This window comes from Stenotrophomonas sp. NPDC047960 (assembly GCF_043204395.1).
GTDB lineage: Bacteria > Pseudomonadota > Gammaproteobacteria > Xanthomonadales > Xanthomonadaceae > Stenotrophomonas.
Genome location: NZ_JBIDBX010000005.1, coordinates 22,753 through 47,198, shown reverse-complemented (window position 1 = coordinate 47,198; position 24,446 = coordinate 22,753). Strand labels below are relative to the sequence as shown.

23 protein-coding genes and 2 tRNA genes are annotated in these 24,446 nt (G+C 66.9%); 13 read left to right on the top strand and 12 right to left on the bottom strand.

What is annotated here, in order from left to right; genetic code table 11:
- Positions 1 to 184 precede the first annotated feature (184 nt).
- Both ACGFZ3_RS12055 and ACGFZ3_RS12050 read right to left on the bottom strand, forming a co-directional pair.
- The gene (locus ACGFZ3_RS12055) at positions 185 to 2,512 is read right to left on the bottom strand and encodes a TonB-dependent receptor (RefSeq protein WP_392921165.1); all 2,328 of its coding nucleotides are present in this window, start codon (positions 2,510 to 2,512) and stop codon (positions 185 to 187) included.
- A gap of 184 nt (positions 2,513 to 2,696) precedes the next feature.
- Positions 2,697 to 5,246, bottom strand: a complete 2,550-nt coding sequence (locus tag ACGFZ3_RS12050) for a Cache 3/Cache 2 fusion domain-containing protein (RefSeq protein ID WP_392921162.1) — start codon at positions 5,244 to 5,246, stop codon at positions 2,697 to 2,699.
- Positions 5,247 to 5,580: 334 nt separating this feature from the next.
- Here ACGFZ3_RS12050 and ACGFZ3_RS12045 point away from each other — a divergent pair.
- A tRNA-Ala gene (locus ACGFZ3_RS12045) sits at positions 5,581 to 5,656 on the top strand.
- A 92-nt stretch (positions 5,657 to 5,748) separates the two neighbouring features.
- Here the strand turns inward: ACGFZ3_RS12045 and ACGFZ3_RS12040 are convergent.
- From ACGFZ3_RS12040 to ACGFZ3_RS12020, 5 genes are all read right to left on the bottom strand, one after another.
- On the bottom strand, positions 5,749 to 6,876 hold the full coding sequence (locus tag ACGFZ3_RS12040; protein WP_392921159.1) for an alpha/beta fold hydrolase: 1,128 nt from the start codon (positions 6,874 to 6,876) through the stop codon (positions 5,749 to 5,751).
- Positions 6,877 to 6,915: 39 nt separating this feature from the next.
- Positions 6,916 to 7,077, bottom strand: a complete 162-nt coding sequence (locus tag ACGFZ3_RS12035; protein WP_392921157.1) for a hypothetical protein — start codon at positions 7,075 to 7,077, stop codon at positions 6,916 to 6,918.
- 95 nt (positions 7,078 to 7,172) lie between these two features.
- Complete coding sequence (locus ACGFZ3_RS12030) at positions 7,173 to 7,538, bottom strand: response regulator transcription factor (RefSeq protein ID WP_392921154.1); 366 nt, start codon at positions 7,536 to 7,538, stop codon at positions 7,173 to 7,175.
- 62 nt (positions 7,539 to 7,600) lie between these two features.
- Entirely contained in the window at positions 7,601 to 8,254 is a 654-nt protein-coding gene (locus ACGFZ3_RS12025) for a response regulator transcription factor (RefSeq protein WP_392921151.1), read from the bottom strand.
- Positions 8,254 to 9,711: a sensor histidine kinase gene (locus ACGFZ3_RS12020; RefSeq protein WP_392921148.1), complete on the bottom strand. Its 1,458-nt coding sequence runs from the start codon at positions 9,709 to 9,711 to the stop codon at positions 8,254 to 8,256. Before ACGFZ3_RS12020 ends, ACGFZ3_RS12025 begins: the two co-directional genes overlap by 1 nt.
- A gap of 240 nt (positions 9,712 to 9,951) precedes the next feature.
- On the opposite strand from ACGFZ3_RS12020, the gene ACGFZ3_RS12015 reads away from it, so the two are divergent.
- From ACGFZ3_RS12015 to ACGFZ3_RS12005, 3 genes are read left to right on the top strand one after another with little or no spacing between them, the layout of a single operon-like run.
- Positions 9,952 to 10,470 carry a Dps family protein gene (locus ACGFZ3_RS12015; RefSeq protein ID WP_392921145.1) on the top strand — a complete coding sequence of 173 codons (519 nt, stop codon included), beginning with the start codon at positions 9,952 to 9,954 and terminating at the stop codon, positions 10,468 to 10,470.
- Positions 10,471 to 10,504: 34 nt separating this feature from the next.
- Positions 10,505 to 11,002, top strand: a complete 498-nt coding sequence (locus ACGFZ3_RS12010) for a peroxiredoxin (protein WP_392921142.1) — start codon at positions 10,505 to 10,507, stop codon at positions 11,000 to 11,002.
- Positions 10,999 to 11,517, top strand: coding sequence for a DsbA family protein (locus ACGFZ3_RS12005; protein WP_392921139.1), 519 nt, complete (start codon positions 10,999 to 11,001; stop codon positions 11,515 to 11,517). Before ACGFZ3_RS12010 ends, ACGFZ3_RS12005 begins: the two co-directional genes overlap by 4 nt.
- Positions 11,518 to 11,591: 74 nt before the next feature.
- Here the strand turns inward: ACGFZ3_RS12005 and ACGFZ3_RS12000 are convergent, their stop codons facing one another.
- Entirely contained in the window at positions 11,592 to 12,413 is an 822-nt protein-coding gene (locus ACGFZ3_RS12000; RefSeq protein ID WP_392921136.1) for an AraC family transcriptional regulator, read from the bottom strand.
- Positions 12,414 to 12,487: 74 nt separating this feature from the next.
- On the opposite strand from ACGFZ3_RS12000, the gene ACGFZ3_RS11995 reads away from it, so the two are divergent.
- The 8 genes from ACGFZ3_RS11995 to dxs all read left to right on the top strand — a co-directional run bounded on the left by ACGFZ3_RS11995 (position 12,488) and on the right by dxs (position 20,523).
- A complete protein-coding gene (locus ACGFZ3_RS11995; protein WP_392921133.1) occupies positions 12,488 to 13,678 on the top strand; it encodes a YbfB/YjiJ family MFS transporter in 1,191 nt (396 codons plus the stop codon).
- A gap of 159 nt (positions 13,679 to 13,837) precedes the next feature.
- Positions 13,838 to 13,913: transfer RNA gene (locus ACGFZ3_RS11990), tRNA-Phe, on the top strand.
- Positions 13,914 to 14,023: 110 nt separating this feature from the next.
- Complete coding sequence (locus tag ACGFZ3_RS11985) at positions 14,024 to 14,491, top strand: hypothetical protein (RefSeq protein WP_392921130.1); 468 nt, start codon at positions 14,024 to 14,026, stop codon at positions 14,489 to 14,491.
- Positions 14,492 to 14,570: 79 nt separating this feature from the next.
- Positions 14,571 to 15,110 (top strand): lipocalin family protein, encoded by a 540-nt coding sequence (locus ACGFZ3_RS11980; protein WP_392921128.1) that lies wholly within the window; start codon positions 14,571 to 14,573, stop codon positions 15,108 to 15,110.
- Positions 15,111 to 15,316: 206 nt separating this feature from the next.
- The gene (locus tag ACGFZ3_RS11975; RefSeq protein ID WP_392921125.1) at positions 15,317 to 15,802 is read left to right on the top strand and encodes an LEA type 2 family protein; all 486 of its coding nucleotides are present in this window, start codon (positions 15,317 to 15,319) and stop codon (positions 15,800 to 15,802) included.
- Between the two features lie 47 nt (positions 15,803 to 15,849).
- Positions 15,850 to 17,640 carry an acyl-CoA dehydrogenase C-terminal domain-containing protein gene (locus ACGFZ3_RS11970; RefSeq protein WP_392921123.1) on the top strand — a complete coding sequence of 597 codons (1,791 nt, stop codon included), beginning with the start codon at positions 15,850 to 15,852 and terminating at the stop codon, positions 17,638 to 17,640.
- Between the two features lie 209 nt (positions 17,641 to 17,849).
- The gene (locus ACGFZ3_RS11965; RefSeq protein WP_392921120.1) at positions 17,850 to 18,509 is read left to right on the top strand and encodes an HNH endonuclease; all 660 of its coding nucleotides are present in this window, start codon (positions 17,850 to 17,852) and stop codon (positions 18,507 to 18,509) included.
- Between the two features lie 115 nt (positions 18,510 to 18,624).
- Positions 18,625 to 20,523, top strand: coding sequence for a 1-deoxy-D-xylulose-5-phosphate synthase (gene dxs / locus ACGFZ3_RS11960; protein WP_392921117.1), 1,899 nt, complete (start codon positions 18,625 to 18,627; stop codon positions 20,521 to 20,523).
- 26 nt (positions 20,524 to 20,549) lie between these two features.
- Here dxs and ACGFZ3_RS11955 read toward each other — a convergent pair whose 3' ends face one another.
- From ACGFZ3_RS11955 to ACGFZ3_RS11940, 4 genes are all read right to left on the bottom strand, one after another.
- On the bottom strand, positions 20,550 to 21,092 hold the full coding sequence (locus ACGFZ3_RS11955) for a DUF3011 domain-containing protein (RefSeq protein WP_392921115.1): 543 nt from the start codon (positions 21,090 to 21,092) through the stop codon (positions 20,550 to 20,552).
- 144 nt (positions 21,093 to 21,236) lie between these two features.
- The gene (locus tag ACGFZ3_RS11950) at positions 21,237 to 21,440 is read right to left on the bottom strand and encodes a hypothetical protein (protein WP_392921112.1); all 204 of its coding nucleotides are present in this window, start codon (positions 21,438 to 21,440) and stop codon (positions 21,237 to 21,239) included.
- A gap of 111 nt (positions 21,441 to 21,551) precedes the next feature.
- Entirely contained in the window at positions 21,552 to 22,886 is a 1,335-nt protein-coding gene (locus ACGFZ3_RS11945) for a sensor histidine kinase (protein ID WP_392921108.1), read from the bottom strand.
- Positions 22,883 to 23,557, bottom strand: coding sequence for a response regulator transcription factor (locus ACGFZ3_RS11940; protein WP_392921104.1), 675 nt, complete (start codon positions 23,555 to 23,557; stop codon positions 22,883 to 22,885). Before ACGFZ3_RS11940 ends, ACGFZ3_RS11945 begins: the two co-directional genes overlap by 4 nt.
- Before the next feature lie 112 nt (positions 23,558 to 23,669).
- Between ACGFZ3_RS11940 and ACGFZ3_RS11935 the strand changes: the two genes are divergently transcribed.
- Positions 23,670 to 24,446: a MipA/OmpV family protein gene (locus ACGFZ3_RS11935; RefSeq protein WP_392921101.1), complete on the top strand. Its 777-nt coding sequence runs from the start codon at positions 23,670 to 23,672 to the stop codon at positions 24,444 to 24,446.

Genomic DNA, 24,446 nt, shown 5'->3' with positions numbered 1-24,446 from the left:
GTGTGGGGGGGGGGGGGGGGGGGGGCGGGGGGGGGGGGGGGGGGGGGGGGCCCGGGGGGGGGGGGGGGGGGGGGGGGGGGGGGGGGGGTGGGGGGGGGGGGGCGGGGCGGCCCCCCCCACCACCGCAAGCGCACCGCTGAACCCCCATCCCGGCGGTCGATCGGGATGCGACCCGACCGGTGGGTTACCAGTTCAGGTTCAACGAGACGCCCACGACGCGCGGTTCGTTGTACACCGCCGCCATGTAGTTCTCGATCACGCCCTTCAGGTTCTTCTCGTTGGTGATGTTGCGCGCGAACAGCGCCGCTTCCCACGCACCGTAGTTGCCCGAGTATCCCAGCTTCAGGCCGCCTTCGAAGCTGCCCCTGGAGTTGAACTCGGCCGAGTCATACAGCACGAAGCTGGTGTAGCCCTGCTTGTTCCAGTCGGTGGACACGAAGAACACGTCGCTGTCGTTCACCGGAATGTCGTAGCGCGCGGCGAAGTTCAGGTTGTACTTCGGCGCGTTCGGCAGCGGATTGCCGTTGATCTGGGCGAACGTGTTGGCGCCCACCCTGATCGTCGGGTCATTGACCGTGCACACCACCCCGCCGTTCAGGGCACAGACCTGCGCGTACACGCGGTCGTCCTGGATTTCGCTGTGCAGCAGGCTCACGCCGGCGCTCAGGCTCAGGTTCGGGATCGGGCGCAGCTCCATGTCCGCTTCCAGACCGTAGGCCTTGGCCTTGTCGGCATTGAACAGTACGCCGTTGCCGTTGGAATCGTTGCCGTTGAGCTGGATGTCGTTGACTACGTAGGTGAACGCGGTGGCGTTCATGCGCAGGCGGTTGTCCCACAGGCTGCTCTTCACGCCCGCCTCCCAGGACAGGATGGTTTCCGAATCGGCGGTGGTGAAGTCCGCATTGAACACCGCCGAACGGCCCTGGATGGTCGGGCCGCGGAAGCCACGCGCCACTTTGGCGTACACACTCAGCTGCGGGTTGAACGCGTACATCGCGCTCACGTCCCAGCTGGGGGTGGTGTCGGCCATTTCCACATCAGTACGGCCACGATAAGTGACTGCGCCAGCGGCGGTATCGGCGGTCTTCAGCAGGCGGGTGCGCTTCTCGTCGCGGGTCTGGCGCAGGCCGGCGGTCAGGGTGAACTTGTCGGTCACGTCATAGCTGACCTGGCCGAAGCCGGCCCACGAGGTGTTGGTGTTGCGCAGGCGCACCCAGTTGTTCGGGTTGCGCGCGGCGCCCTGCAGGAACCAGGCGCGCTGGTAGAAGTCGGTGGTGTCACGGCCATCGAAGTAGAACGCCCCCACCTGCCACTTCAGGCGGTTTTCATCGGCATTGGCCAGGCGCACTTCCTGCGTCCACTGGTCCAGGTCGCGGATCTGCCCCATCGACTGGCCATACCCGTTGGGGACGCCGTTGACCGGGAAGTTGACGGCCGCGCCGCCGTCGGTGTCACCGCGGCTGTAACCGGACGTGGTTTCGTAGGCGGTGATCGAGGTCAGCGCGAGGTTGCCGAAGTCGTACACGGCCTTGACCGAGCCGCCGTAGGTCTTGTACGCCTGCGGGTTGTTGTCGGCTTCGTCGTAGGCAACCTGGTCGCGCGGCACGTCGGTGGTGTTGGACCCCCTGGTGATGGCGTTGCGCAGGAACAGGGTGGAGGTGCCTTCGTAATCACGCGCGTGTGCCGAGGCCAGCAGCGAGAACGCGTCGCTGGGCTGCAGCAGCAGCTGGGCGCGCACGTTGCGGTCATCGAAGCCGCCCATGGCGTTCTTCTTCGGGGACACCGTGCCATCGGCACTGGGGCCGGCGTAGGTGTTGTCCACGTAGTCGTCGCGGTGCTGGTACAACGCCGATACGCGGAACGAGGCGATGTCGTTGATCGGGCCGCCGAAGCCGCCGTCCACCGCCACGCTGCCGTAGCTGCCATAGCTGGCCTGCACCCGGCCGTTGTAGTCCTGACTGGGCTTGATGCTGTCGAACTTGACGATGCCGGCAGTGGTGTTGCGGCCGAACAGCGTGCCCTGCGGGCCGCGCAGCACTTCGATCTGGTCCACGTCGTAGACCGGGTTGGACTTCAGCACCACGTGCTCAAGCACCACGTCATCCTGGATGATCGACACCGGCTGCGACGCACCCAGGTAGAAATCGATGTTGCCCAGGCCGCGGATGTAGAAGCGCGGGAAGATCCGGCCGGTGGTGGTTTCGGCGTAGAAACCCGGCACCCGGCCACTCAGGGCCAGCAGGGTGTCATCGCCGCCGGCAGTGTAGTCGCGCAGGCGCTCGCCCTGGACCACGCCGACCGACACCGGCACCTCCTGCAGATTGCGCTCGCGGTGGTCGGCAGTAACGGTGATGGCGTCGAGCGAGGTCGGGCTGGCGTCCTGGGCCACGGCGCCGCCGCTCAGGCCGAGCAGCGAAATGCAGGCCAGCGCCAGCGCGTGGGGGCGCGGCTGCCGGGCGGTGCGCGAGGGAGACGTTGCGGCCGAAGCGGAGGTGATGCGATGGGCGGACATTCAGGGGTCTCAGGCGTTACGGATCAAGGTGGCGTGCGGGACGCACGCGGGTGCACAACAGCGACACCGCTGTCTTCGCAGCGATGCGGCACGGTATTGCGCGGATGTTTCAAGGGGATTTCAACCCCACCTTTGATCCGGCGGTGGCGTCTGCGACTCCCCATCGCAGACGCCACCGCACCGATCAGGCCGCAACGCGCTCCCTGCGCGCGGGCTGCGCGTCGGCCAGGCGGAACTGCCCGACCGATTGCTGCAGCTCGGACGACTGCGCGTTCAATGCACGCGCAGCGGCCGAAGCCTCCTCGACGAGGGCAGCGTTCTGCTGGGTCACACCATCCATCTGCACGATGCTCTGGTTGACCTGCTCGATCCCTGCCGCCTGTTCCTGGCTGGCATTGGCAATCTCTTCGATCAGCCCGCCCAGCTCGCCCACCGATGCCACCACCCGTTGCAGGGTCTGCCCGGCCTGGCTTGCCAGGGCACTGCCATCGGCCACCTGGGTCACCGATGCGTCGATCAGTGCCTTGATTTCCTTGGCCGCACTGGCCGAGCGCTGCGCCAGCGCGCGGACTTCGGAGGCCACCACGGCAAAACCACGACCTTCTTCGCCGGCCCGCGCCGCTTCCACGGCGGCATTCAGCGCCAGGATGTTGGTCTGGAACGCGATTCCGTCGATGACGGTGGTGATATCGGCGATGCGGCGAGACGACGCTTCGATGCCGCCCATCGTTTCCACCACCTGCGCGACCGCAGCACCGCCCTGCACTGCCACGTCGGCGGCTTCGGCGGCCAGGCGGTCGGCGCGGCGGGCGTGGTCGGCGTTCTGCTTCACCGCCGAGGTCAGCTCTTCCAGCGACGCGGCCGATTCTTCCAGGCTGGCCGCCTGCTGTTCGGTCCGGCGCGACAGGTCGTCGTTGCCGGCAGCGATCTCCGCGGACGCGGTAGCCACCGACACCGCCGCCTGCTGGATGCCGCTCACGATGGCGGTCAGCTGGGCCACGGTGGCGTTGGCATCGTCCCGCATCGTGGCGAACACGCCCTGGAAGTGGCCGTCGATGCGGCCGCGCAGGTCACCGTCGGCCAATGCACGCAGCAGCCCTGACAGCGCGCCGAGGTTGCGGTCGGCCGACACCATCAAGGCGTTGAGGCCCTCCACCATCACCCGGAAATCGTACTGGAAAGCATCGGCATCGCCGCGCACGCTGAAGTCGCCGGCGGCGGCCGCCGCGACCAGGCGCTTGATCTCGCCATTGATCGCCAGCAGGCGATCACGCACGCCGTTGACCGCCTCGGTGATCCGCGCCTTTTCGCCCGGCAATTCGTCCATCGGCTGCGACAGGTCGCCGTCTGCGTAACGCCGGACCAGGTCGACCATGCGCATCTTCACCGAGATGTGCGCGGCCACCAGTTCGTTGGTGCCCGTCACCATGGTGCCGAACTCGCCTTCAAAGCGACTGGCATCGATGCGGTGGCTGATCGCCCCCTCTGCATGGCGCTGGCTCATTTCGTTCTGCGCGTGGATGATCTCGCGCAGCTTGTCCTGCATCTGCTGCAGCGCCGCCATCAGGCGGCCCACTTCGTCCTGGCTGCGCACGACGATGCGCTGATCCAGGCGACCGGCCGCCACGTCACGCGCCACCTGCCCGGCCTGTGCCAACGGCGCGCTGATCACACGTCGTACCACGACAACCAGCGCCACGATCACTGCCAGCAGGCCCAATCCGGAGACCACCACGATCTGCAGCATCAACTTGTGCAGCACGGTCTGCAGCACCGAGGCGGGCTCCAGGCCGAGCACCGTCCACTGCCACGGCCCGTAGGACTGGGCAGTAACGAAGTAGGTCTGCGCAGTGGCGTCCTTGGCGGTGCGCAGGTGCAGGGTGGCCACGGTGGCCTTGCCCGCAAGCAGCGCATCCAATCCGGCGCGGTCGTCTGCGTCGGTCAGCTCGAGCAGATTCTCGCCTTCCCCAGCCGAGCCGGCCACCACGGTGCCGAACTGCTCGCCCGCGCGGGTGTTGACCGCCAGGAAATGGCCTTCCTTGCCCAACTTGGAGTCGCGCAGGCGGGCCTTCAGGGCCGCCAGGCCGTCGGTGTAGTTCTGGCCGACGAAGGCGATGCCCGCAACCTCGCCTGCGGCATTCTTGATCGGCATGTAATGGGTCATGTAGTCCACCCCGAACAGCCGCACCGGTCCGGTGAAGCGTTCGCCGGCCAGCATCTTCGCGTAGGCCGGGCTTGCATGGTCCAACACGGTGCCCAGGGCGCGCGCGCCTTCGGCATTGCGGACCGAGGTGGAGATGCGCACGAAATCCTCGCCGTCGCGCACGAACACGGTCGCGACGCCGCCGGTGGCTTCGGCGAAACGGTCTACCGCCGTCTCCTGCTGGTTGACGACGTCGGCGCCAAAACGCAGCGTCGGGGTCTGGCGTTCGCCCACGGTCAGGGTGTTGGCGGGGTCCACGCTGACCTCGCCTGCCGGCAGCATGCCGCGAAAGATGCCCGCCATGCGTTCGGCACTGTCACTCAGGCTGCGGTCGTACAGCTCGACCGAATCGCGCATCAGGTCAGTGGACGATTGCAGGCCTGCTTCGACGCGCTGCTGGTAGCTGGTGGCAGCCTGGCGGTAGATCAGCACCGCCAGCGCCACAAACGCTACGGTGGTGATCAGGCCCATCAGCAGCGCCAAGCGGGCACCGATGGAAGTTGAGAAAACGGTGGCGGCACGGGTCGTCATCGTCGGTACTCGAAGGTGGGGGTTGGATTGAGAGGTGCGTCACAGTTCTTATCGGCACCGAAGTGGTCCTCTTTACGTGAAAAAAGGCCAGGTCTGAAAACCTTTCGTTTGGTCCAAGTTGTTGATTTGAAACAGATGTCTCCCGGTTACACCTTCACAAAGCCGGATTCCCGTTCAGGAAGAGTCGGTTTTTTCTCAAGTTGGGCTCACCCCTGCCGCCAACGGCGCCGCCCTGCCCACCCTCAGGATCGGATTGCCGCACTCTTGGCAGCGCGGGGTGTGCGGCGCTACACTTGTTCACATCGCGGCACCCACGCCGCATAGCAGCACACCTGGGGCCATAGCTCAGCTGGGAGAGCGCGTCGTTCGCAATGACGAGGTCAGGAGTTCGATCCTCCTTGGCTCCACCACATACCTGCAGTTGTCCTTTGGATGGCTGCCCGACGAAAAAGCCACCCAATGGGTGGCTTTTTTGTTTGTGGATGGCTCGCCTGACCGTGTCTCAGCGGGCGCCGTCGCCTGCGCGCTCGGCGATGGGGCGGACCTGCTGCACCAGGGTCAGCAGGGTCTTGCCCGGCTCTTCGATCATCACTTCGTGGGCGGACTGCTCGAACCAGACCAGCTGCTTGGTGGGTGCCTTCACCGTCTGGAACCACTGCGCCGCCAGTTCGGACGACACGTTGTAGTCGTGGCGGCCCTCGAACAGGAACAACGGCACCTTCAGTTCGCGGACCGCGCTCATGTCCAGCGTCAGCACCTCGCCAAGCAGGTGCTGCATCGAAAAATCATTGCCTTTCCATATGCCGGCCACGTCCTGGTCGGTGTATTCGGGCGAGAGCGTGATGGCGGCCGCTTCGGCATCGCCCCCACGACGGTTATGGACCATGCCGCCGTAATAGTTGAGCCATCTGCGCTGCTTGAACAGGTTCTCCAGCGGCACCGGCGTGCTGCCGGGCGCGTACGGCGCCAGCGCCTCCAGCTCGGCCACTGCCTCGGCATTGCCGTCCTCCCGCGCCTGCTGCAGGGTCCACGCCCAGCCCCGCCGCTCGCTCTCCGGCGCATTGGTCAACTGCCCGATGCCGATGTAGGCATGCAGCCACCCGGGCCGGCGCTGGGCCAGTTCAAGCCCCAGGTAGCTACCCCAGGACTGGCCCATCACGAAGATCTTGTCCTTGCCGAACTCGCGGCGCAGCCAACCCACCATTTCCTCGCTGTCGGCGATCATCCGTTCGCGGGTCATGGTCGGTGCCACCCGCGCGGGATCGTTGGCGACGTAGGTTTTGCCCGCGCCTCGTTGATCCCACTGGACCACGGTAAAGTACTCCTCCCAGCCGCGCTGGAAGTACCAGCTGGTGGGCATTGCCACCCAGCCAGGCCCGCCGTGCAGCATCAGCAGCACCGGGTTGCGGCGGTCGTTGCCGCGGATCGAGACCCATTGGTCAATGCCGCCGATGCGGACACTCTCCAGCCGCTCGATGCCGCCGTCGGCCACGACCCTGCGCAGGTCGGCAATGACCTTCACTGCCTCGGCGCGGTTGTGGGGCGCGGGGGCCGGCGGCTCAGCCGCCTGCGCCGAGACGCTGAACCCGGTTACAGCAAGCCAGACCAAGCCGGCAACCCAACATTTCATCGGCGTAGACACCGTTGCAGGAGCGATACGCCGATTGTGTCATGCGTCCGGGTTGTCCTTGATCGGCGGGCGACGGCTTTCGGACTGACGGACGCTCTCATCGGTCTGGCCGGGGCGGGCCTTTGCCGCATCTTCCTGCTTCCTGTCCTGCTTGGATTCGTCAACGCCCTGCTGCTTGCCGGGCTGCTTTTCGGTGTTCATGCGCGTGCTCGTGGTGGCCTGCCGATAGGGGCATGCCTGCACCGTAGCGGTGGTCGTGTGATGCAGTGGTCATGGGGACCGGCCAAGGGCCGGCGTTACCGTCCCAGTGCCTCATCGATGCAGCGCGACATCGCCTCGCCCTCCACCGGCTTGACCAGGAACGCGCGCCCGCCCCGCTCCATCACCCGCGCGCGCAGCGCATCGGTGGGAAACGCGGTCATGAAGATCATGGGAAACGCGCACCCACGCGCAAGCAGCTCGGCCTGCAGCTGGTCGCCACTGATCTGCGGCATCTGCATGTCGGTCAGCAGGCAGTCGGGTGCGTCGCCCTCGTCGGCCAGGAACGCCGCAGCCGAAGCGTAGGTGCGCGCTTCATGGCCGAGCGAGCGCACCAGGCTGGACAACGACTGGCGGACCCCCTCGTCGTCATCGACGATCGCAATGCGGTAACTCGGCTTCATGGGGCCTTTATGCCCGATCCGGCCGCGGGCCGGAACCATACACAGGTTTGTGCCCGGCAGGTTCAGGCGGTGCCGGTGCCCACGCCCAGTGCTTCTGCCTGCCGCACCAGGTCGGCCAGCGAGCGCACGCCCATCTTGCGCATGACGTTGCCGCGGTGGATCTTCACCGTGATCTCGCTCAGGTGCAGCGCGCCAGCCACCTGTTTGTTCATCAACCCGGCCACCACGTGCGCCATCACCTCACGCTCGCGCGGGGTCAGGGTGGCGTAACGGGTTTCCAGCGAACCGCGTGCGGCCGTCTCCTGGCGGCGGCGGGTATCGCGCTCGATCGCGGCGCTGACCGCATCCAGCATGTCCTGGTCGCGGAACGGCTTGGCCAGGAAATCCACCGCGCCGGCCTTCATCGCGCGCACCGTCATGGGAATGTCGCCGTGCCCGGTCATGAACACGATGGGCAGGTGGATACCCTGCGCGGCCAGTTGGCCCTGCAGGTCCAGGCCGCTGATGCCCGGCAGGCGCACGTCCAGCACGATGCAGCCGGGCACGTCCGGCAGCGCGGCCTGCAGCAGCTCAGAAGGCGAGCCCAGCACCCGGGTCTGCAGTCCGACCGACCGCAGCAGGCTGTCCAACGCGTCACGGACGGCGGGATCGTCATCAACCACCACGACCAGTGGCGGCGCGGGGGCGGTGGTGCCGCGCGGCGGGTTCGGGCTCATCAGGGCGAAGCTCCTGCGGAATGGGTGGCCAGCACCAGCCGGAAGGTGGCGCCATGGCCGGGCGCGCTCTCTACGGAAAGGTGCCCGCCATGTGCTTCAGCGGTGGACCGGCAGATCGCCAGGCCCATGCCCATGCCTTCCGGCTTGGTGGTGAAGAAAGGTTGGAACAGGGTATCCAGGTGCGCGCTGTCGATGCCCGGACCGCTGTCGGCAATGCTGATGGCCACCTCACCGGGCGCGCCGGGCTGCGCCTCCACCACCAGCTGCCGCGCGCTGGCCTGCCCCGCCATGGCCTGGCTGGCGTTGATCAGCAGGTTCACCAGCACCTGTTGCAGCTGCACTGCATCGCCGTGCAGGGGCGGCAGGCCGTCGGCCACGGCCACGCGCAGCTGCACTGCCTCGCGGTTGAGCTCGTGCTGGACCAGCCGCACCGCGTCTTCGATCAGCGCGCCGGCGTCGAGGGCTTCGCGCGGGGTACTGCGTTTGGCCAGGAACGCACGCACGCGCTTGACGATCTCGCTGGCACGGCGCGCTTCACTCACGGTGCGGGTGATGGCAGCCGCCACTTCGTGCAGATCCGGCGGTTCGCGCTGCAGCCAGCGCAGCCCGGCCTCGCCGTTGGTCACCACCGCCATCAGCGGCTGGTTGACCTCGTGCGCGAGTGAAGCGGTGAGTTCACCCAGCGTGGCCACGCGCGTGGCGTGCGCCAGTTCGGCGTGCGCGCGCAGCGCGGCATCCTCGGCCTGGCGGCGCTCGGTGACGTCGGTATGGGTTTCCATCACCCCCGTTGCGCGGCCAAGGCCATCGCGCTGGATCACCCAGCGGCTTTCCAGTACGCGCCAGGCGCCGTCCCGGGTGCGCTGCTCCAGCGTGCCTTCCCAGCTGCCCAGTTGCAGCAGGGTGGCCTCCACCGCTTCGCGCGCCTGCGGGTAGCGGGTGGACAGCAGGACATCGGCCACGCGGCCAATGGCGTCCTCGGCAGACCAGCCGTACACCTGCGCGGCCGTGCGGTTCCAGAACGTGATCACCCCGCTCCGGTCACGCACGAAAATCATGTCGTGCGACAGGTCCAGCAGCGTTGCCTGCCCGCGCAGGCGCTGCATCGCCCCCTGGTACTGCAGTGCCAGCAACGCGGTGATGATGACCGCCGCGAGGCTGACCAGTGCGCGGAAGGTCTGCGCGCCCACATGGTTCACCCCGTGCGAATCCAGATATGCGACGAGGGTCAACACGATGCCGGCCACGGCAGTGACCACGATGTCCGCGCGGCGCCCGGTGCGCGCCACCAGCAGTACCGCCACCACGTACAGCACGGCTACCGCACCTTCCAGCGTGGTAAGCACATCGATCAGGAAGATGCCCAGCGTGAGCAGCGCGGCAGCGGCGCGGAACACGGTGCGACCGCGCAACGTGGACGCCGCGGCGGTGCGCTGGCGCGTGGGAGTCGAGCTGGGCACGACGGTCTGGCCTCCTGGCAGGGCGCAGTGAGCTGCGCCGGGGTGAGCCAAGTATCCCCCGCACCCGGGGGCGGCAGATCCCCCCAAAGAGGGATGCGCCGGCAGGTGGCCGAAACCAAGGTATGAGCCGGGGAAACGATGGCGCAATGTTTTCGCCGGCCCACGCTGACTAGTCTGGATCCATCGGCTTCCCGCAGCACCTGCGGGCCGGCCGTCTTCCCCCGCTACCGGAGAGCTGCCATGAACGATGTTGTCGCCACGCCCCGCCAGACCGCCCCGCTGCGTACGCCCTCCGACCTCAGCCTGCAGGCCGGCAAGGACATCGCCGGTGCGCTCACCGTGCTGCTGGCCGATGTGTTCGCGCTGTACCTGAAGACCAAGAACTTCCACTGGCACCTGTCCGGACCGCACTTCCGCGACTACCACCTGATGCTGGATGAACAGGGCGAGGAGATCTTCGCCACCACCGATGCCATCGCCGAACGCGCGCGCAAGGTCGGCGGCACCACCCTGCGCTCGATCGGGCAGATCCACCGCATCCAGCGCCTGCTCGACAACGACGCGGACTATGTGACCCCCGAAGACATGCTGGCCGAACTGGCTGACGACAACCGCCAGCTCACCCGCTATCTGCGCGCCACCCACGTGGTGTGCACCACCCACAACGACGTGGCCACGACCAGCCTGATCGAGAACTGGATCGACGAGGCCGAACGCCGCAGCTGGTTCCTGTTCGAAAGCACCCGTCCCATCCGCTGATCCACGCGCTGTTTCGTTCCTGCAGGAGACTGCCATGTCCGCTGCACCCCGCATTTCGCTGCCCATCGGCGCACCCGCGCCGGCGTTCCAGCTTCCCGCCACCCCGGACCAGCGCGTCAGCCTGGACGAGCTGCGCGGCCACCCGGTGATCCTAACGTTCTACCCCGCCGACTGGAGCCCGGTCTGCGGCGACCAGCTGGCGCTGTACAACCAGCTGTTGCCCGAGTTCCACCGCAGCGGCGCGCAGCTGGTGGGTATCTCCGTGGATGGGGTGTGGTGCCACGCCGCCTTCGCCGAGCAGCGCCACCTGCATTTCCCGTTGCTGGCCGATTTCGAGCCCAAGGGTGAGGTGGCCCGCCGCTACGGCGTGTACCGCGAACAGGACGGTGTCTGCGAGCGCGCGCTGTTCGTGATCGACGCCGAAGGCATCGTGCGCTGGAGCTACATCTCACCCCTGGGCATCAATCCCGGCGCCGACGGCATTCTGGAAGCGTTGGCGCAACTTCCCTCCACTGCAGGAGCAGCGTCATGAAAGGTCTGTCGATTCCCGTGAGCGCGCAGGACCACAGCCAGGGCCCGGCCGATGCGGCCATCACCCTGGTCGAGTACGGCGACTACCAGTGCCCGTACTGCGGCGAGGCGTACCCCATGCTCAAGGCCGTGCAGCAGGCGCTGGGCGACCGGACGCGCTTTGTGTTCCGCAATTTCCCGATTTCCGAAATCCATCCGAATGCACTGCCCGCAGCGCGTTTCGCCGAAGCAGCCGCCGATGCGGGATTGTTCTGGGAAGCGCATGACCTGCTCTACCAGCGCCAGGATGCATTGAGCGCGCGGGACCTGCAGGGCTATGCCAGGCAGCTCGGGTTGGACCCGGCATTGCTTCAGGCCGCCGACAACGGCGCCTTCGATGCACGTATCGAACGCGACTTCATGGGCGGCGTACGCAGCGGCGTCAATGGCACCCCGTGTCTGTTCATCAATGGCGTGCGCTACGACGGCGCCCGCGATGTGGACAGCCTGGTCGAGGTCCTGACCGAGCTGGCCTGATCCGTTCCGCTGGCGCGCCGGGGTCTCCTCCCCCACCCCGGCCGCGCGCGTGTCGCTTCCCGGCGACGTCCCGTTCAATCCGGTTGTCGTGCCCTGCGCCATTGCAGAGGGCTCATGCCCATTTCGATGCGGAACATGTAGTTGAACGCCGAGGCCGACGCATAGCCCAGGTCATGCGCGATCGTCGTCGGCGAACGCCCCTGCGCCAGCCACTCGATCGCGCGCAGCAGGCGCAACCGGGTGCGCCACGTGCGCAGACTCATGCCGGTCTCGCGCTCGAAATGCCGCGCCAGCGTGCGCGGCGACGCTCCCAGCACCCGCGCCCACTCGTCCACGCTGCGCGCATCACCGGGCTGGTCGTGCAGTGCCTGGCACCAGCGCTGCAGCCGCGCATCCTGCGGCCACGGCAGGTGGCGCACATGCTGGCGCTGGCGGCGCAGCTGCGTGGTCACCAGCGCGCTCAGGTGCGCGTAGTACACCGCATCGTCTTCCGGCCGCACCTGCCCCAGCTCCACGATCAATTCGCGCAGCAGCGGCGACACATCCAGCACCGCACACCGGTCGGGCATGCCCAGCGCGGGATCATCGGCCACGTAAAGGTTGCGGAACGCCGCCGCACTCAATGCACCGGTGTGATGCACCATGCCGGTGGGCACCCACAGCGCCTGCTGCGGGGTGATCACATGCCGCGCATTGCGCGCCGTCACCTGCAGCACGCCGTGGGTGGCGAACACCACCTGGTTCCAGTCATGCGCATGCGGCGGGAAACGCTCGCCGGCAGCCAGCTCCTGGCTGCGCGCCATCACCGGCCACGGCATCGCGCGCAGCGACGGCACCGGAACTTCTTTCCAAGGCCCGTTGAGCGTGGACGACCCTTCGTGGCGGCTGATAGACATGATGCGACATTCTATCGAAAGACAGCCGCCACGCGCCTGCCCGACCATGGGCGCGTCCCTTTTTGGCTTCCCGCATGTCCACTCCCCTCGCCTCCGCTACTGCACGGAAGCCCTGGCAGGTCATCGCCGCCGGCATCTGCGCGCTGGTGCTCACCGTCGGGCTGGCCCGCTTCGCCTATACCCCGCTGCTGCCCCTGATGCTGGCAGATGCCGGCCTCAGCGCCGCGCAGGGCGGCTGGCTGGCGACCTTCAACTACCTGGGCTACCTGCTCGGCACGCTGCTGGCCGCCCGCTTGGGCAACATGCAGCAGAAATTCCGCTTCTACCGGATCGGCCTGGTGCTGGCGGTCGTCGCTACCGGCCTGATGGCGGTCACCACCCAGCCGTGGCTGTGGAGCCTGCTGCGCTTCGTGGCCGGCCTTTCCAGCACCGCCGGCCTGCTGCTGGCCTCCGGGCTGGTACTGAACTGGCTGCTGGCCAACGGACAGCGCCCGCGCCTGGGCCTGCACTTCGCCGGGCTGGGCCTGGGCATCGTGGTGTCCGGGTTGGCTACCGGCATCCTGGCCGGGCATGCCGGGTCCAGTGCGCAATGGGGCTGGCTGGGCCTGCTCGGCGTGCTGTTCCTGGTTCCCGCCTGGTGCTGGATGCCAGCGCCTTCCCCAACCTCCGCCGCCCAGGCCGCGCAGGCCCCACCCCCGCCCAGCCGGCGCTGGCGCCAACTGCTGGTGGCGGCCTACTTCTGCGCCGGCATCGGCTTCGTGGTCAGCGCCACCTTCATCGTTGCCATCCTCGAACAGACCCCCGCCTTCCGCGGCCACGGCAGCGCGGTGTGGGTGCTGGTGGGGCTGGCGGCGGTACCGTCCACGTTCGCCTGGGACCGCATTGCCGCGCGCATCGGCCTGATCCGCGCCCTGATGCTGGCCTTCGCCCTGCAGGCGGCCTCGTTCGTGCTGCCCCTGCTGGACACTGGCCTGTCCGCCGGGCTCGGCAGCGCGCTGCTGTTCGGCCTGACGTTCGCCGGCATCGTCAGCCTCACCCTCACCGTGGTCGGCCGCCACTACCCGCGCAACCCGGCCAAGGCGATGGCCAACCTCACCCTCAGCTATGGCGTAGCGCAGATCCTGGCACCGGCACTGGCCGGCACACTGGCCCGCAGCAGCGGCAGCTACCAGGCATCGTTGCTGCTGGCGGCCGTCTTCATGGCGGCAGGCATCGTGCTGCTGGCAGCCATGCCCGATGACGCGGGTGACCACGTGCGCGGATGAACACCGATTCATGCGCGACGCACACCTGCGATCAAGCATTTGACGCGCCACACCAAGGCCGCAGCAACGAATGTGAATTTTTTTTGTCGAAACGCTTGCCGAACCCCGTAGACCTCCGTATTATTCGCGTCCTCGCCAGCGGCAACGCAGCGATGAAGTGGCCGAGTAGCTCAGTTGGTAGAGCAGGGGATTGAAAATCCCCGTGTCGGCGGTTCGATTCCGTCCTCGGCCACCACAAATCCAAAAGACCTGCAGAAATGCAGGTCTTTTTTTTTGCATTGCTGTAGTGGCACTGCAGGCAGGCGCATGCAGAATGTGGACACCGTCATTGAACAAGGATGTCCCATGCGTGTCGCGTTGCTTCTGCCGTTCCTGCTGCTCAGCGTTGGTTGCGCGCACCAGAGTGCGATGACCGCTCCCAACGCGCCGATGCCGACGGTCACGCCAGGCTGGATCACCCCCGCCGAAGCCGTGTTCGCCGCCAACGAAGATCCGCAGCGCGGCATCAGTGGCACCTTCGTGTTCACGGTCAAGAACACCGACGTCACCGAAGATCGCATCTACCTCAACAGCGAACGCGACTACCGCCATCAGCTCGCGTTGAACGTGTGGCTGGATGCCGCGCAACGCGAAGCACTGCAGAAGCAGCTGGGCATGCCGCTGGAATACCTGGTCAACCGTCGCCTGCTGGTACAGGGCACCGCTCGCCGTACCACCATCGCGTTCACCCACGACGGCAAGCCCTCCGGCAAGTACTACTTCCAGACCCAGCTCCAGGTAAGCGACCCGCGCCACGTGCGGTTCGCCCCCTGATCCAGCGCGCGGCTGACAAAACCTTTACACCCGCCAACGCCACGCCCCCTAAGCTCTGGCCTCCTGCCGGGAGACACCCATGCCCATTCGCCCTGCCCTGTTAGCTGCCGCGCTGTTGTTGACCTCCGTCACCGCTTACGCGGTGGAACCGGTGCGCTCGGTGCCGCAGCTGGACATCGGCCGCTACGCCGGGCAGTGGCATGAAATCGCGCACCTGCCGGTGTCGTTCCAGAAGAAGTGCGTGGGTGACATCACGGCGACCTACGCGCTGCGCGCCGATGGCCGCATCAGCGTGCACAACGCGTGCCGTACCGGCGATGGCGAGCGCATCGCGGCCGAAGGCGTGGCGCGGCCGGTGGACGGCGAACCGGGCCAGCTGCAGGTGCGCTTCGTGCCCGACTGGCTGGCGTGGGTGCCGCTGGTATGGGCCGATTACTGGGTCATCGCGCTGGACCCGGATTATCAGTGGGCGGTCGTGGGGGACCCGGACCGCAAGTACCTGTGGATCCTCTCGCGCTCGCCGCGGATGGATGCGGCGCTGTTCGCCCGTCTGAAGGCCAGGGCTGAAGCGATGGGGTATGACCTGGCGCCGTTGAAGGTGATGGCCCCGGTGGACTGACGCCCGGGCGCGCCTGAAACCTGAATGCACGTTCGCTTGTCTTAGGGTATCGACCAACGGTCGATACCTACCGGCCTTTGGCCCACGGCCAGTACCGGCCGGCCTGTGGCCCACGGCGGGTACCTGCCGCCCCGCCATACCCGCACAACCACCATACGCCGTAGTATGCTCTTGCCTACGCGGCACCTGCACGAGGATTTGCGCCCATGTTCCACCGCCTCCGTACCGTTCTTACCGTGGCCCTGCTGGCCGGCACCGCCGTTGCGCTGACCGCCTGCAACACCAACGTCAAGCGGGTCTCGCCGCCGGCGGCCAGCGTGCAGCAGCTGACCGTGGGCGCCAACGGCGACTGGACCCTGGCCCTGCGCCTGCAGAACTTCAGCTCCATGCCCATGACCTTCGACAGCGTGGAGCTGCAGATGCAGGTGGGTGACCAGGATGCCGGCAAGGTAAGCGCACGCCCGGCCATCTCCATCGGGGGTGTCTCGGCGGATGTCATCAATGTGCAGCTGCAGCCCTCCTCGGCCGCGCGCATCGTGGTGGCCGACGCGCTGGCCGGCAACCGCACCCTGGGCTATTCACTCAAGGGCACCGTAGCCGCCACCCCGCAGGAAAAGAAGCAGCGCAGCTTCGAGATCGACAGCCGCAGCACCCTCAACCAGGCCCCCGGCCTGCCCGGCGTGCTGCGCTGAATCCACCCCGTTCCCACTGATTTCCCGTATCTGATCGAGACCTGACGATGAGCAGTTACACCGCACCGCTTTCCGATATCCGCTTCGCCCTGCATGACGTGTTGAAGGTCGAGCCGCTGTTCGCACGCCTGGGCTTTGCCGACGCCACCACCGACGTGGTCGATGCGGTGCTGGAAGAAGCCGGGCGCTTCAGCACCAGCGTGCTTGCGCCGCTCAACAGCGTGGGCGATGAGATCGGCTGCGTGCTCGACCAGGCCAGCGGTGAAGTGACCACCCCGCCCGGCTTCAAGCAGGCGTACACGCAATTCGTCGATGGTGGTTGGACCGGCCTGACCGCCGCCCCGGAACTGGGTGGCCAGGGTCTGCCGCACACGCTCGGCGTGCCGCTCAACGAGATGATCAACGCCGCCAACCTGGCATGGGGCAACTTCCCGCTGCTCTCGCACGGCGCCATTGAAGCGCTGAAGCAGCACGGCGAAGCCTGGCAGCAGGATGCCTTCCTCAAGCCGCTGATCGAAGGCCGCTGGACCGGCACCATGTGCCTGACCGAACCGCATTGCGGCACCGACCTGGGCCTGCTCAAGACCAAGGCCGAACCCAATGCCGATGGCAGCTACGCCATTACCGGCACCAAGATCTTCATCACCGCAGGCGAGCACGATCTTACCGACAACATCGTGCATCTGGTCCTGGCCAAGCTGCCCGACGCCCCGGCCGGTGCCAAGGGCATTTCGCTGTTCGTCACCCCGAAATTCAAGGTCGACCGCAACGGCAACGTGGGCGAGCGCAACGCACTGCGCTGCGGTTCGATCGAACACAAGATGGGCATCAAGGGCTCGGTTACCTGCGTGATGAACTTCGATGGCGCCGAAGGCTACCTCGTCGGTCAGCCGCACAAGGGCCTGCAGGCGATGTTTACCATGATGAACACCGCGCGGCTGGGCGTGGGCCTGCAGGGCATCGGCCTGTCCGAGCGCGCCTACCAGAACGCACTGAAGTATGCGCGTGAACGCCTGCAGTCGCGTTCGCTGAGCGGCCCGAAGAACCCGGACAAGCCGGCTGACCCGATCCTGGTCCATCCGGATGTGCGTCGCATGCTGCTGTCGATCAAGTCGCTGGTGGAAGGCAGCCGCCTGCTGGCGCTGCACGCGGCCACCCTGATCGACGTGGCCCACCATGCCGACGATGCCGGCGAGCGCGAGCGCGCCGAGACGCTGGTGAGCTTCCTCACCCCGATCTCCAAGGCCTGCCAGACCGAATGGGGCATCGAAAACACCTACAACGCCCTGCAGTGCTTTGGTGGCCACGGCTACATCCATGAGCACGGCATGGAGCAGCTGGCCCGCGATGCACGCATCACCACCCTGTACGAAGGCACCACCGGCATCCAGGCGCTGGACCTGATCGGCCGCAAGACCGCCGCCAGCCAGGGCGCCGGGCTGAAGCTGATGCTGGCCGAGATCGACGCCTTCGCCAAGGCCAACGAAGGCAACGAAGCACTGGCCGAGTTCATCGCCCCGCTGCGCGCCAAGGCCCAGGAATGGGGCCAGCTGACCATGGCCACCCTGCAGCGCGCGGCAGCCAATCCGGACGAACTGGGCGCGGCCAGCTTCGATTACCTGTTCTATTCCGGCTACGTGGTGCTGGCCTACTGGTGGGCCCGCAGCGTGGCCGCTGCCGATGCGTCCGCGCAGAGTGAGGCGTTCAAGCAGGCCAAGCGCGAAACCGCCCGCTTCTACTTCGCCCGCATGCTGCCGCGCACCCTCAGCCATGCCGCCGCCATCCAGGCTGGCGCGGAATCGCTCATGGCGATGGACGACGCCCGGTTTGGGGAGTAACCGGCGGCGACATCCGTGGATGTTGCATTCCCGGTAGGTACCCACCGTTGGTGGGTACGGCGGTCGTGAAGCATTACTCCGACTGCACCCCGGGGCGTTGATGGGATACGGGAAGGTCAACCGACCAACGGTCGGTTGCTACCCGGAACGAACCTTTGGTTCGTTCCTATACCCAAATTGCAATCAATCCGGTATAAGCTGTTTTCCCGATGGAGACAGACACTACGCGCTTAGGTCTGATCGATACCGGAGCCTCGTCCGCCCCGGTCCCCGAGCTATCGCCGATCGTTACCCTGCATCGGCCCGGCAGCGTCCGCCTGCTGTCCCTCGATGCCCATGGCCGGGTATTGGACTGGATCAACTGGCAGGACGCCGCCTGCCTCTACTCGCGCGATGCCGTTGCCTGGACCCTGGGCGACCCCTGCCTGCACATCCATGGTGGCATCAACCGGTTGACCGGCCAGCAGAGCGGGGTTGACCTGCACCCGATCATCGCCGCACGTGGCCATGCCCGTTCCCGCGCGATCGACCCCACCCCGACCCTGTCCAACCAGGCGCTGTTCGCGCGTGACGCTCACCTGTGCCTCTACTGCGGCCAACAGTTCCACCGCCCGCAGCTGACACGCGACCACGTCATGCCCCTGTCCAAGGGCGGCCTGGATGTCTGGGAAAACGTGGTCAGCGCCTGCTTCCACTGCAATTCGCGCAAGAGCGACCGCACCCCGCAGCAGGCCGGCATGCCCCTTCTGGCCGTGCCTTACCGGCCCAGCTGGATCGAACACATGATCCTCTCCAACCGGAACATCCTGGCCGACCAGATGGCGTTTCTGAAGGCGCAGCTGCCCAAACGCTCCAAGCTCGCTGCCTGAACCCTGCGACCGGTTGTCGCAGGGATCCTCACCGTGTGCTCACCGGTATGGCGGTTTGCTTGCCCCACCCCGGTTTGGGGGCGAAAATAGGCGCTTGAGAAGAAGCGCGATAAAAATGATCGATTCCGCACGCTATCCCCGCCTGTCGCGCATCCAGAATCCGGATGACCTGCGCAGGTTCGATGAATCCGAACTGCCCGCCATCGCAGATGAACTGCGTGCCTACCTGATCGAATCCGTGGGCAAGAGCGGCGGCCATTTCGGCGCCGGGCTGGGCGTGATCGAACTCACCGTGGCCCTGCACTACCTCTACCAGACCCCGGTCGACCAGCTGGTGTGGGACGTGGGCCACCAGACCTACCCGCACAAGATCCTGACCGGCCGCCGCGACGAGATCCACACCGTCAAGCAGAAGGACGGCGTGGCGCCGTTCCCCAAGCGCGAGGAAAGCGAGTACGACACGTTCGGGGTCGGCCACTCCTCCACCTCCATCTCCGCGGCACTGGGTATGGCCATCGCGCGCCAGCTCGAAGGCGACGACCGCAAGGTGGTGGCGGTGATTGGCGATGGCGCAATGACCGCCGGCATGGCCTACGAAGCGCTCAACCATGCCGGTGGCATGGAGCAGGAACCAAACCTGCTGGTGATCCTCAACGACAACAACATGTCGATCTCCGAAGCCGTCGGCGGGCTGACCAAGATGCTTGGCCGCGCCACCGGCAGCCGCACGCTCAATGCGCTGCGCGAAGGCGGCAAGCGGATCCTGGGCGACAAGAAGAAATCTCCGTCGGCGCGCTTCGTCAAGCGCTGGGAAGAACACTGGAAGGGCATGTTCGTGCCGTCCACCTTCTTCGAGGAAATGGGCTTCCATTACACCGGCCCCATCGACGGGCACGACGTGCCTGCGCTGGTGGCCACGCTGAAGACGCTCAAGGGCCTGAAGGGCCTGAAGCTGCTGCACGTGATGACCACCAAGGGCAAGGGCTACGAGCGCGCCGAGGGCGATCAGATCGGTTACCACGCCGTGGGCCCGTTCGACCCCGACAAGGGCCTGGTGGCCAAGGGCGGCGCGAAGAAGCCTACCTACACCGATGTGTTCAGCGACTGGCTGTGCGATGCCGCCGCCGCCGAACCGCGTCTGCTCGGCATCACCCCGGCCATGCGCGAGGGCTCGGGCCTGGTGCGTTTCAGCAGGGAATACCCGGAGCGCTACCACGATGTGGCCATTGCCGAGCAGCACGCGGTGACGCTGGCCGCCGGCATGGCCACCCAGGGGGCCAAGCCGGTGGTGGCGATCTACTCCACGTTCCTGCAGCGCGCCTACGACCAGCTGGTGCATGACGTGGCGGTGCAGAAACTGGATGTACTGTTCGCCATCGACCGCGCCGGCGTGGTGGGCCCGGACGGTGCCACCCATGCCGGCAACCTGGACCTGAGCTTCCTGCGCTGCGTGCCGCACATGGTGGTGATGGCCCCTGCAGACGAAGCCGAATGCCGGCAGATGCTCAGCACCGGCCTGCAGTACGACGGCCCGGCCGCCGTGCGCTACCCGCGTGGTAGCGGCACCGGTGTAGAGGCCGGCAACGACCTGTCCACGCTGGAAATCGGCAAGGCCGACCTGCGCGTGCAGGGCAGCCGCATCGCGCTGCTGGCGTTTGGCAGCACCGTGCCGGCGGCCGAAGCCGTGGGGCGTGAGCTGGGGCTGAGCGTGGTCAACATGCGTTTCATCAAGCCGCTGGACCGCGCACTGCTGCTGGAGCTGGCCAAGACCCACCAGGGCTTCGTGACCATCGAAGACAACGTAGTGGCCGGTGGCGCCGGTTCGGGCGTTGCCGAACTGCTCAATGCCGAAGACGTGCTGCGCCCGTTCCTGCACCTGGGCCTGCCGGACAGCTTCCAGCACCATGCCAGCCGGGAAGACCTGCTGGCCGAAGCGGGCATTGATGCGGCGGGCATCCGGGCCGCGGTGATGAAGCGCTGGCCGAATCTGGGCAGTCAGGCGCTGAGCGCCTGACCCCAACCCCCCGCTTGGGAACGCCGTCAGCGGATTTCGAATTCCGCGCGGCAACCGCCGTTGACCCATACGCCGTCGCGGTTCCAGCCCCAGGTGCGGCCTTCAACGCAGGCACTGCGTGAGGTCTGGCGGATCAGCCGGGCCTCGCGGCGGATGCTGACGTTGCAGCGGCGCATGCGGTTGTCGTTGGAATCGCAGCTGATCACCTGCCCGCGTCCACCACCCCAGCCACCGCCGTTGTTGCCCCAACCGTTGCCATTGCCATGCGAGGGCCGCCGGCCTTCGGCCACGAACTCCGCGCGGCAACCACGGGTGACCCACACGCCATTGCGCGCCTGACCCCAGTTGTCGCCCTCGATGCATTGGGTGCCCGACAGCTGCCGCACCAGGCGCGCGCGGCCCTCGATCGGGCACTGCTGGGTGCGGCCCTTGATCGATTCGCAACGAATCGGGCCATCGTTGTAGCCATCGTCACGGTACCGCTCGTACTGCTGCGCCTGGGCAGCCGCGCCAGCAGCCAGCAGCGCCGGCAGCAGCGCCCACACCCACCTGTGCGTTCCATTCGCCATCGCGTTGTTCCTCATGCCTGCCTCGATCCGTTTTGTGAATAGGCACAGGATCATGCAAGCGAGGCCCGTCGCCTATAGGCCGACGATCGCTCATTTCAGGGTCGATTCAACTAGCCAACGCGCAGCTGACCGGCTCCGGTCCGGTCAGCCGTATCGGATCACGTCTACAAAAGCGTCTGCTACTTCCACCCGCACACCAACGCTGCGCCCGGTTTCGGCGTGTTGTTCACGGGCCAGGTTGTCGGCGAAATCGAACGCCACCGCGCCTTCGGCGAAGGCGGCGGCCTCATTGCGGCTGGGGTCCAGAACGCACCAGCGGTGGTCAGCGTGCTTCACGGTAATGTTCATGGTGCACTCCGGGGGGGTATCCCTCACCCGCACCATACGGCCGAAGCCGACAGCGAACTATCGGATTAGTCTGATATTGGTATCCGCCCTATACCCGGCCCCACGCTTCCCCTATACCACCGGCAGCGTCATCACGAACCGTGCACCGCCACTGGGCGCTTCCTCCGCCACGATGCTGCCGCCATGGCGCAGCATGATCTCGCGCGCCAGATACAGCCCCAGCCCGCTGCCGCTGCCGCTGGGGCGCAGCCGGTGGAACGGTTCGAAGATCGATTGCCGCGCCTGCTCCGGGACGCCATCGCCGTCATCGCTCACCGACAGCACCCCGCTGGCCTGAAGCTCCACCACCACCAGGCCACGTCCACCCCCATGCGCGATGGCGTTCTGCAGCAGGCCGCTGATCACCCGGTGCAACGCATCGGGATCGCCCAGCACCCAGACCGGTGCCTCCGGTGCGTCTACCGCGAATTCGTAACCGGCATCGATCAGCAGCGGCGCCACATCCGCAGCGACCTCGCCGGTGAGGGCGGCCAGATCGATGCGCTGGTGCTGGCTGCGGTGATGATCCAGCCGCTGCAGGTCCAGCAGCTGCTCGGCGATGTTGCTCAACCGCCCGAGGTCGCGCTGCAGCCGCGAACGGACCTGCCCCGGCGGCAGATCGGCAATGCGCGTGGCCAGGATCGCAATCGGCATGCGCAGCTCGTGCGCGGCACCCACCAGGAAACGATCCTGCGCATCGTAGCTCTCGCCAATGCGCCGCACCGCCGCGTTGAATGCATCCACCAGCGGCACGATTTCGCGCGGCACCGCGTGTGTATCCAGGCCGCGCCCCCGTTCGGTGATCTGGATCGCTGCCGCCTGCGCCGCAACCCGGTTCACCCCGCGCAGCGAACGGTGGATCGCCCACGGTGCCACGACCAGCGTGATCACGATCAGCGGCAGCGTGATCCAGCCGCCGAGATAGCCGATCACCACCAGCATCTGCCGCCACAGGCCCCGATGCGGAATGCCACCCAGCATCACGTGGATGCGGCCACCCTCCGGTTCGGTCACCCACACCCGCATTGCCAGCTCCACCCCGTGGGTGCGCGTGCGCACGTCGGTGGGTTCGACATGCTGCAACTGCTCAACCAGTGGGCGGAACGCAGCCGGCACGTTGCCCTGCTGCAGCGTCCGGCCCTGCTCGTCGGCGGCGGCAAACCAGAACGTGGCCGGGCGATCAGGCACGGCGGCGTCGACCGCCTCCCAATCCACCCCCAGCGCATCGCCCTCCACATGGATGGCCTCGGCCACCGATTGGCTGGTTTTCCAGTCGATGTAGGCTGCGCCACGGTCCCCGTACATCAGCACCATGCCGGTCAGGCCCACCGCCACCATGGTCATCTGGATCAGGCAGATCTTCCAGGCCAGGCTGAAGGACAGCGAGCCGGGTTTGAGGAACTTCATGCGGTCTCCTTGAGCAGATAGCCGATACCGCGCATCACGTGGATTTCCACCTGCGCATCGGCATCGGCCAGCGCGCGGCGCAGCTTGGAGACGTGCGCATCGAGTGCGTTGGACTGAATCTCATCATCGAAGCCGTACACCGCTTCCTGCAGCGCCGCGCGCGCCACCGTGCGGCCCTGGCGCAGGGCGAGTGCTTCCAGCACCAGCAGCTGTCGCCGCGGCAAGGCGAGCAGCGCACCAGCCACGCTGGCCTGGCGCGCCACGAAATCGAACTGCAGCCGGCCCAGCGCCAGCACCGGCAGGGTGATCTGCGCCGGCCGCCGCGAGATCGCGCGGATCCGCGCCAGCAGCTCTTCCACCGCAAACGGTTTGGTGAGGTAGTCATCGGCGCCCACATCCAGTCCCGTCACGCGGTCGGCCACCGAATCGCGCGCGGTGAGCATGATCACCGGCAGGTTGGGAATGTGACTGCGCGCCACCCGCACGAAGTTGGCGCCATCGCCATCGGGCAGCTGCCGGTCCAGCAGCAGCACCTGGTGTACGCCCGATTTCAGCGCCTCAGCGGCCTGCGCCATCGACACCACCAGGTCCACCACCATGCCATGCCGGCCCAGGCTGGCCTGGATGGCGCCGGCCAGTTCGGGGTCGTCTTCAAGCAGCAGAATGCGCATCGCAGTACGGGCAAGGGGGAATGGGCGCCGATGGTAACCCGCAGGCCGGCGCAACGTTCCCACAATGTCCGGGCGACATCATGGGGTTTGATCGCCCCCAGGAGCAGTACCCATGCAGATCGGTTCACGGAAGGCAGCAGCGGCAGGTTTCACCCTGCTGGGCCTGCTGGCCAGCGGCAACGTGCTGGCCCAGGCGGCCCCCGGCGAAAGAGCCCGCAGCAGCCTGGGGTTGGCCGTGGTGGCACAGAAATCGCCCTATGCCGGCTATGACACCGACGTCCTGCCTGTGCCGGTCATCAACTACGAAGGAAAGAAGTTCCATTTCCGCGGCGGCAGCATCGGCTACACGCTGTTGGACAACGACAAGACCGAAGTCTCGCTGCTGGCCCAGCCGCACGTGATGCGTTTCAAGCGCAAGGACACCGATGATCTGCAGCTGCGCCAACTCGACAACCGCAATCTTTCTGCGATGGCCGGCGTAGCCGTGCGCCACACCGCGCCGTGGGGCGTGCTGCAGGGCAATGTGCTGGCCGAAGTGAGCGGCCACGGCGGCGGCGTGGCGGCCGATGCCAAGTACGCGTACCCGATTCCAACCGGAAAGGTCGTGCTGATGCCCGGCGTGGGCGTGAACTACGCCAGCAGCGCGCTCAACGATTACTACTTCGGCATCAGTGCCGATGAAGCGCAGCGCAGCGGGCTGGCCCGTTACACGGCCGACAGCGGCGTGGCCCCGTATATCGATGTCACCGCGCTGATGCCGCTGGGCGCGCACTGGACCGCCACTGCATCGCTGCGCCGCACCCTGCTTTCCGGTGCGGTGAAAGACAGCCCGATGACCCGGGGCGACCACATGGACACCGCGCTGCTGGCGCTCACTTACGGATTCTGA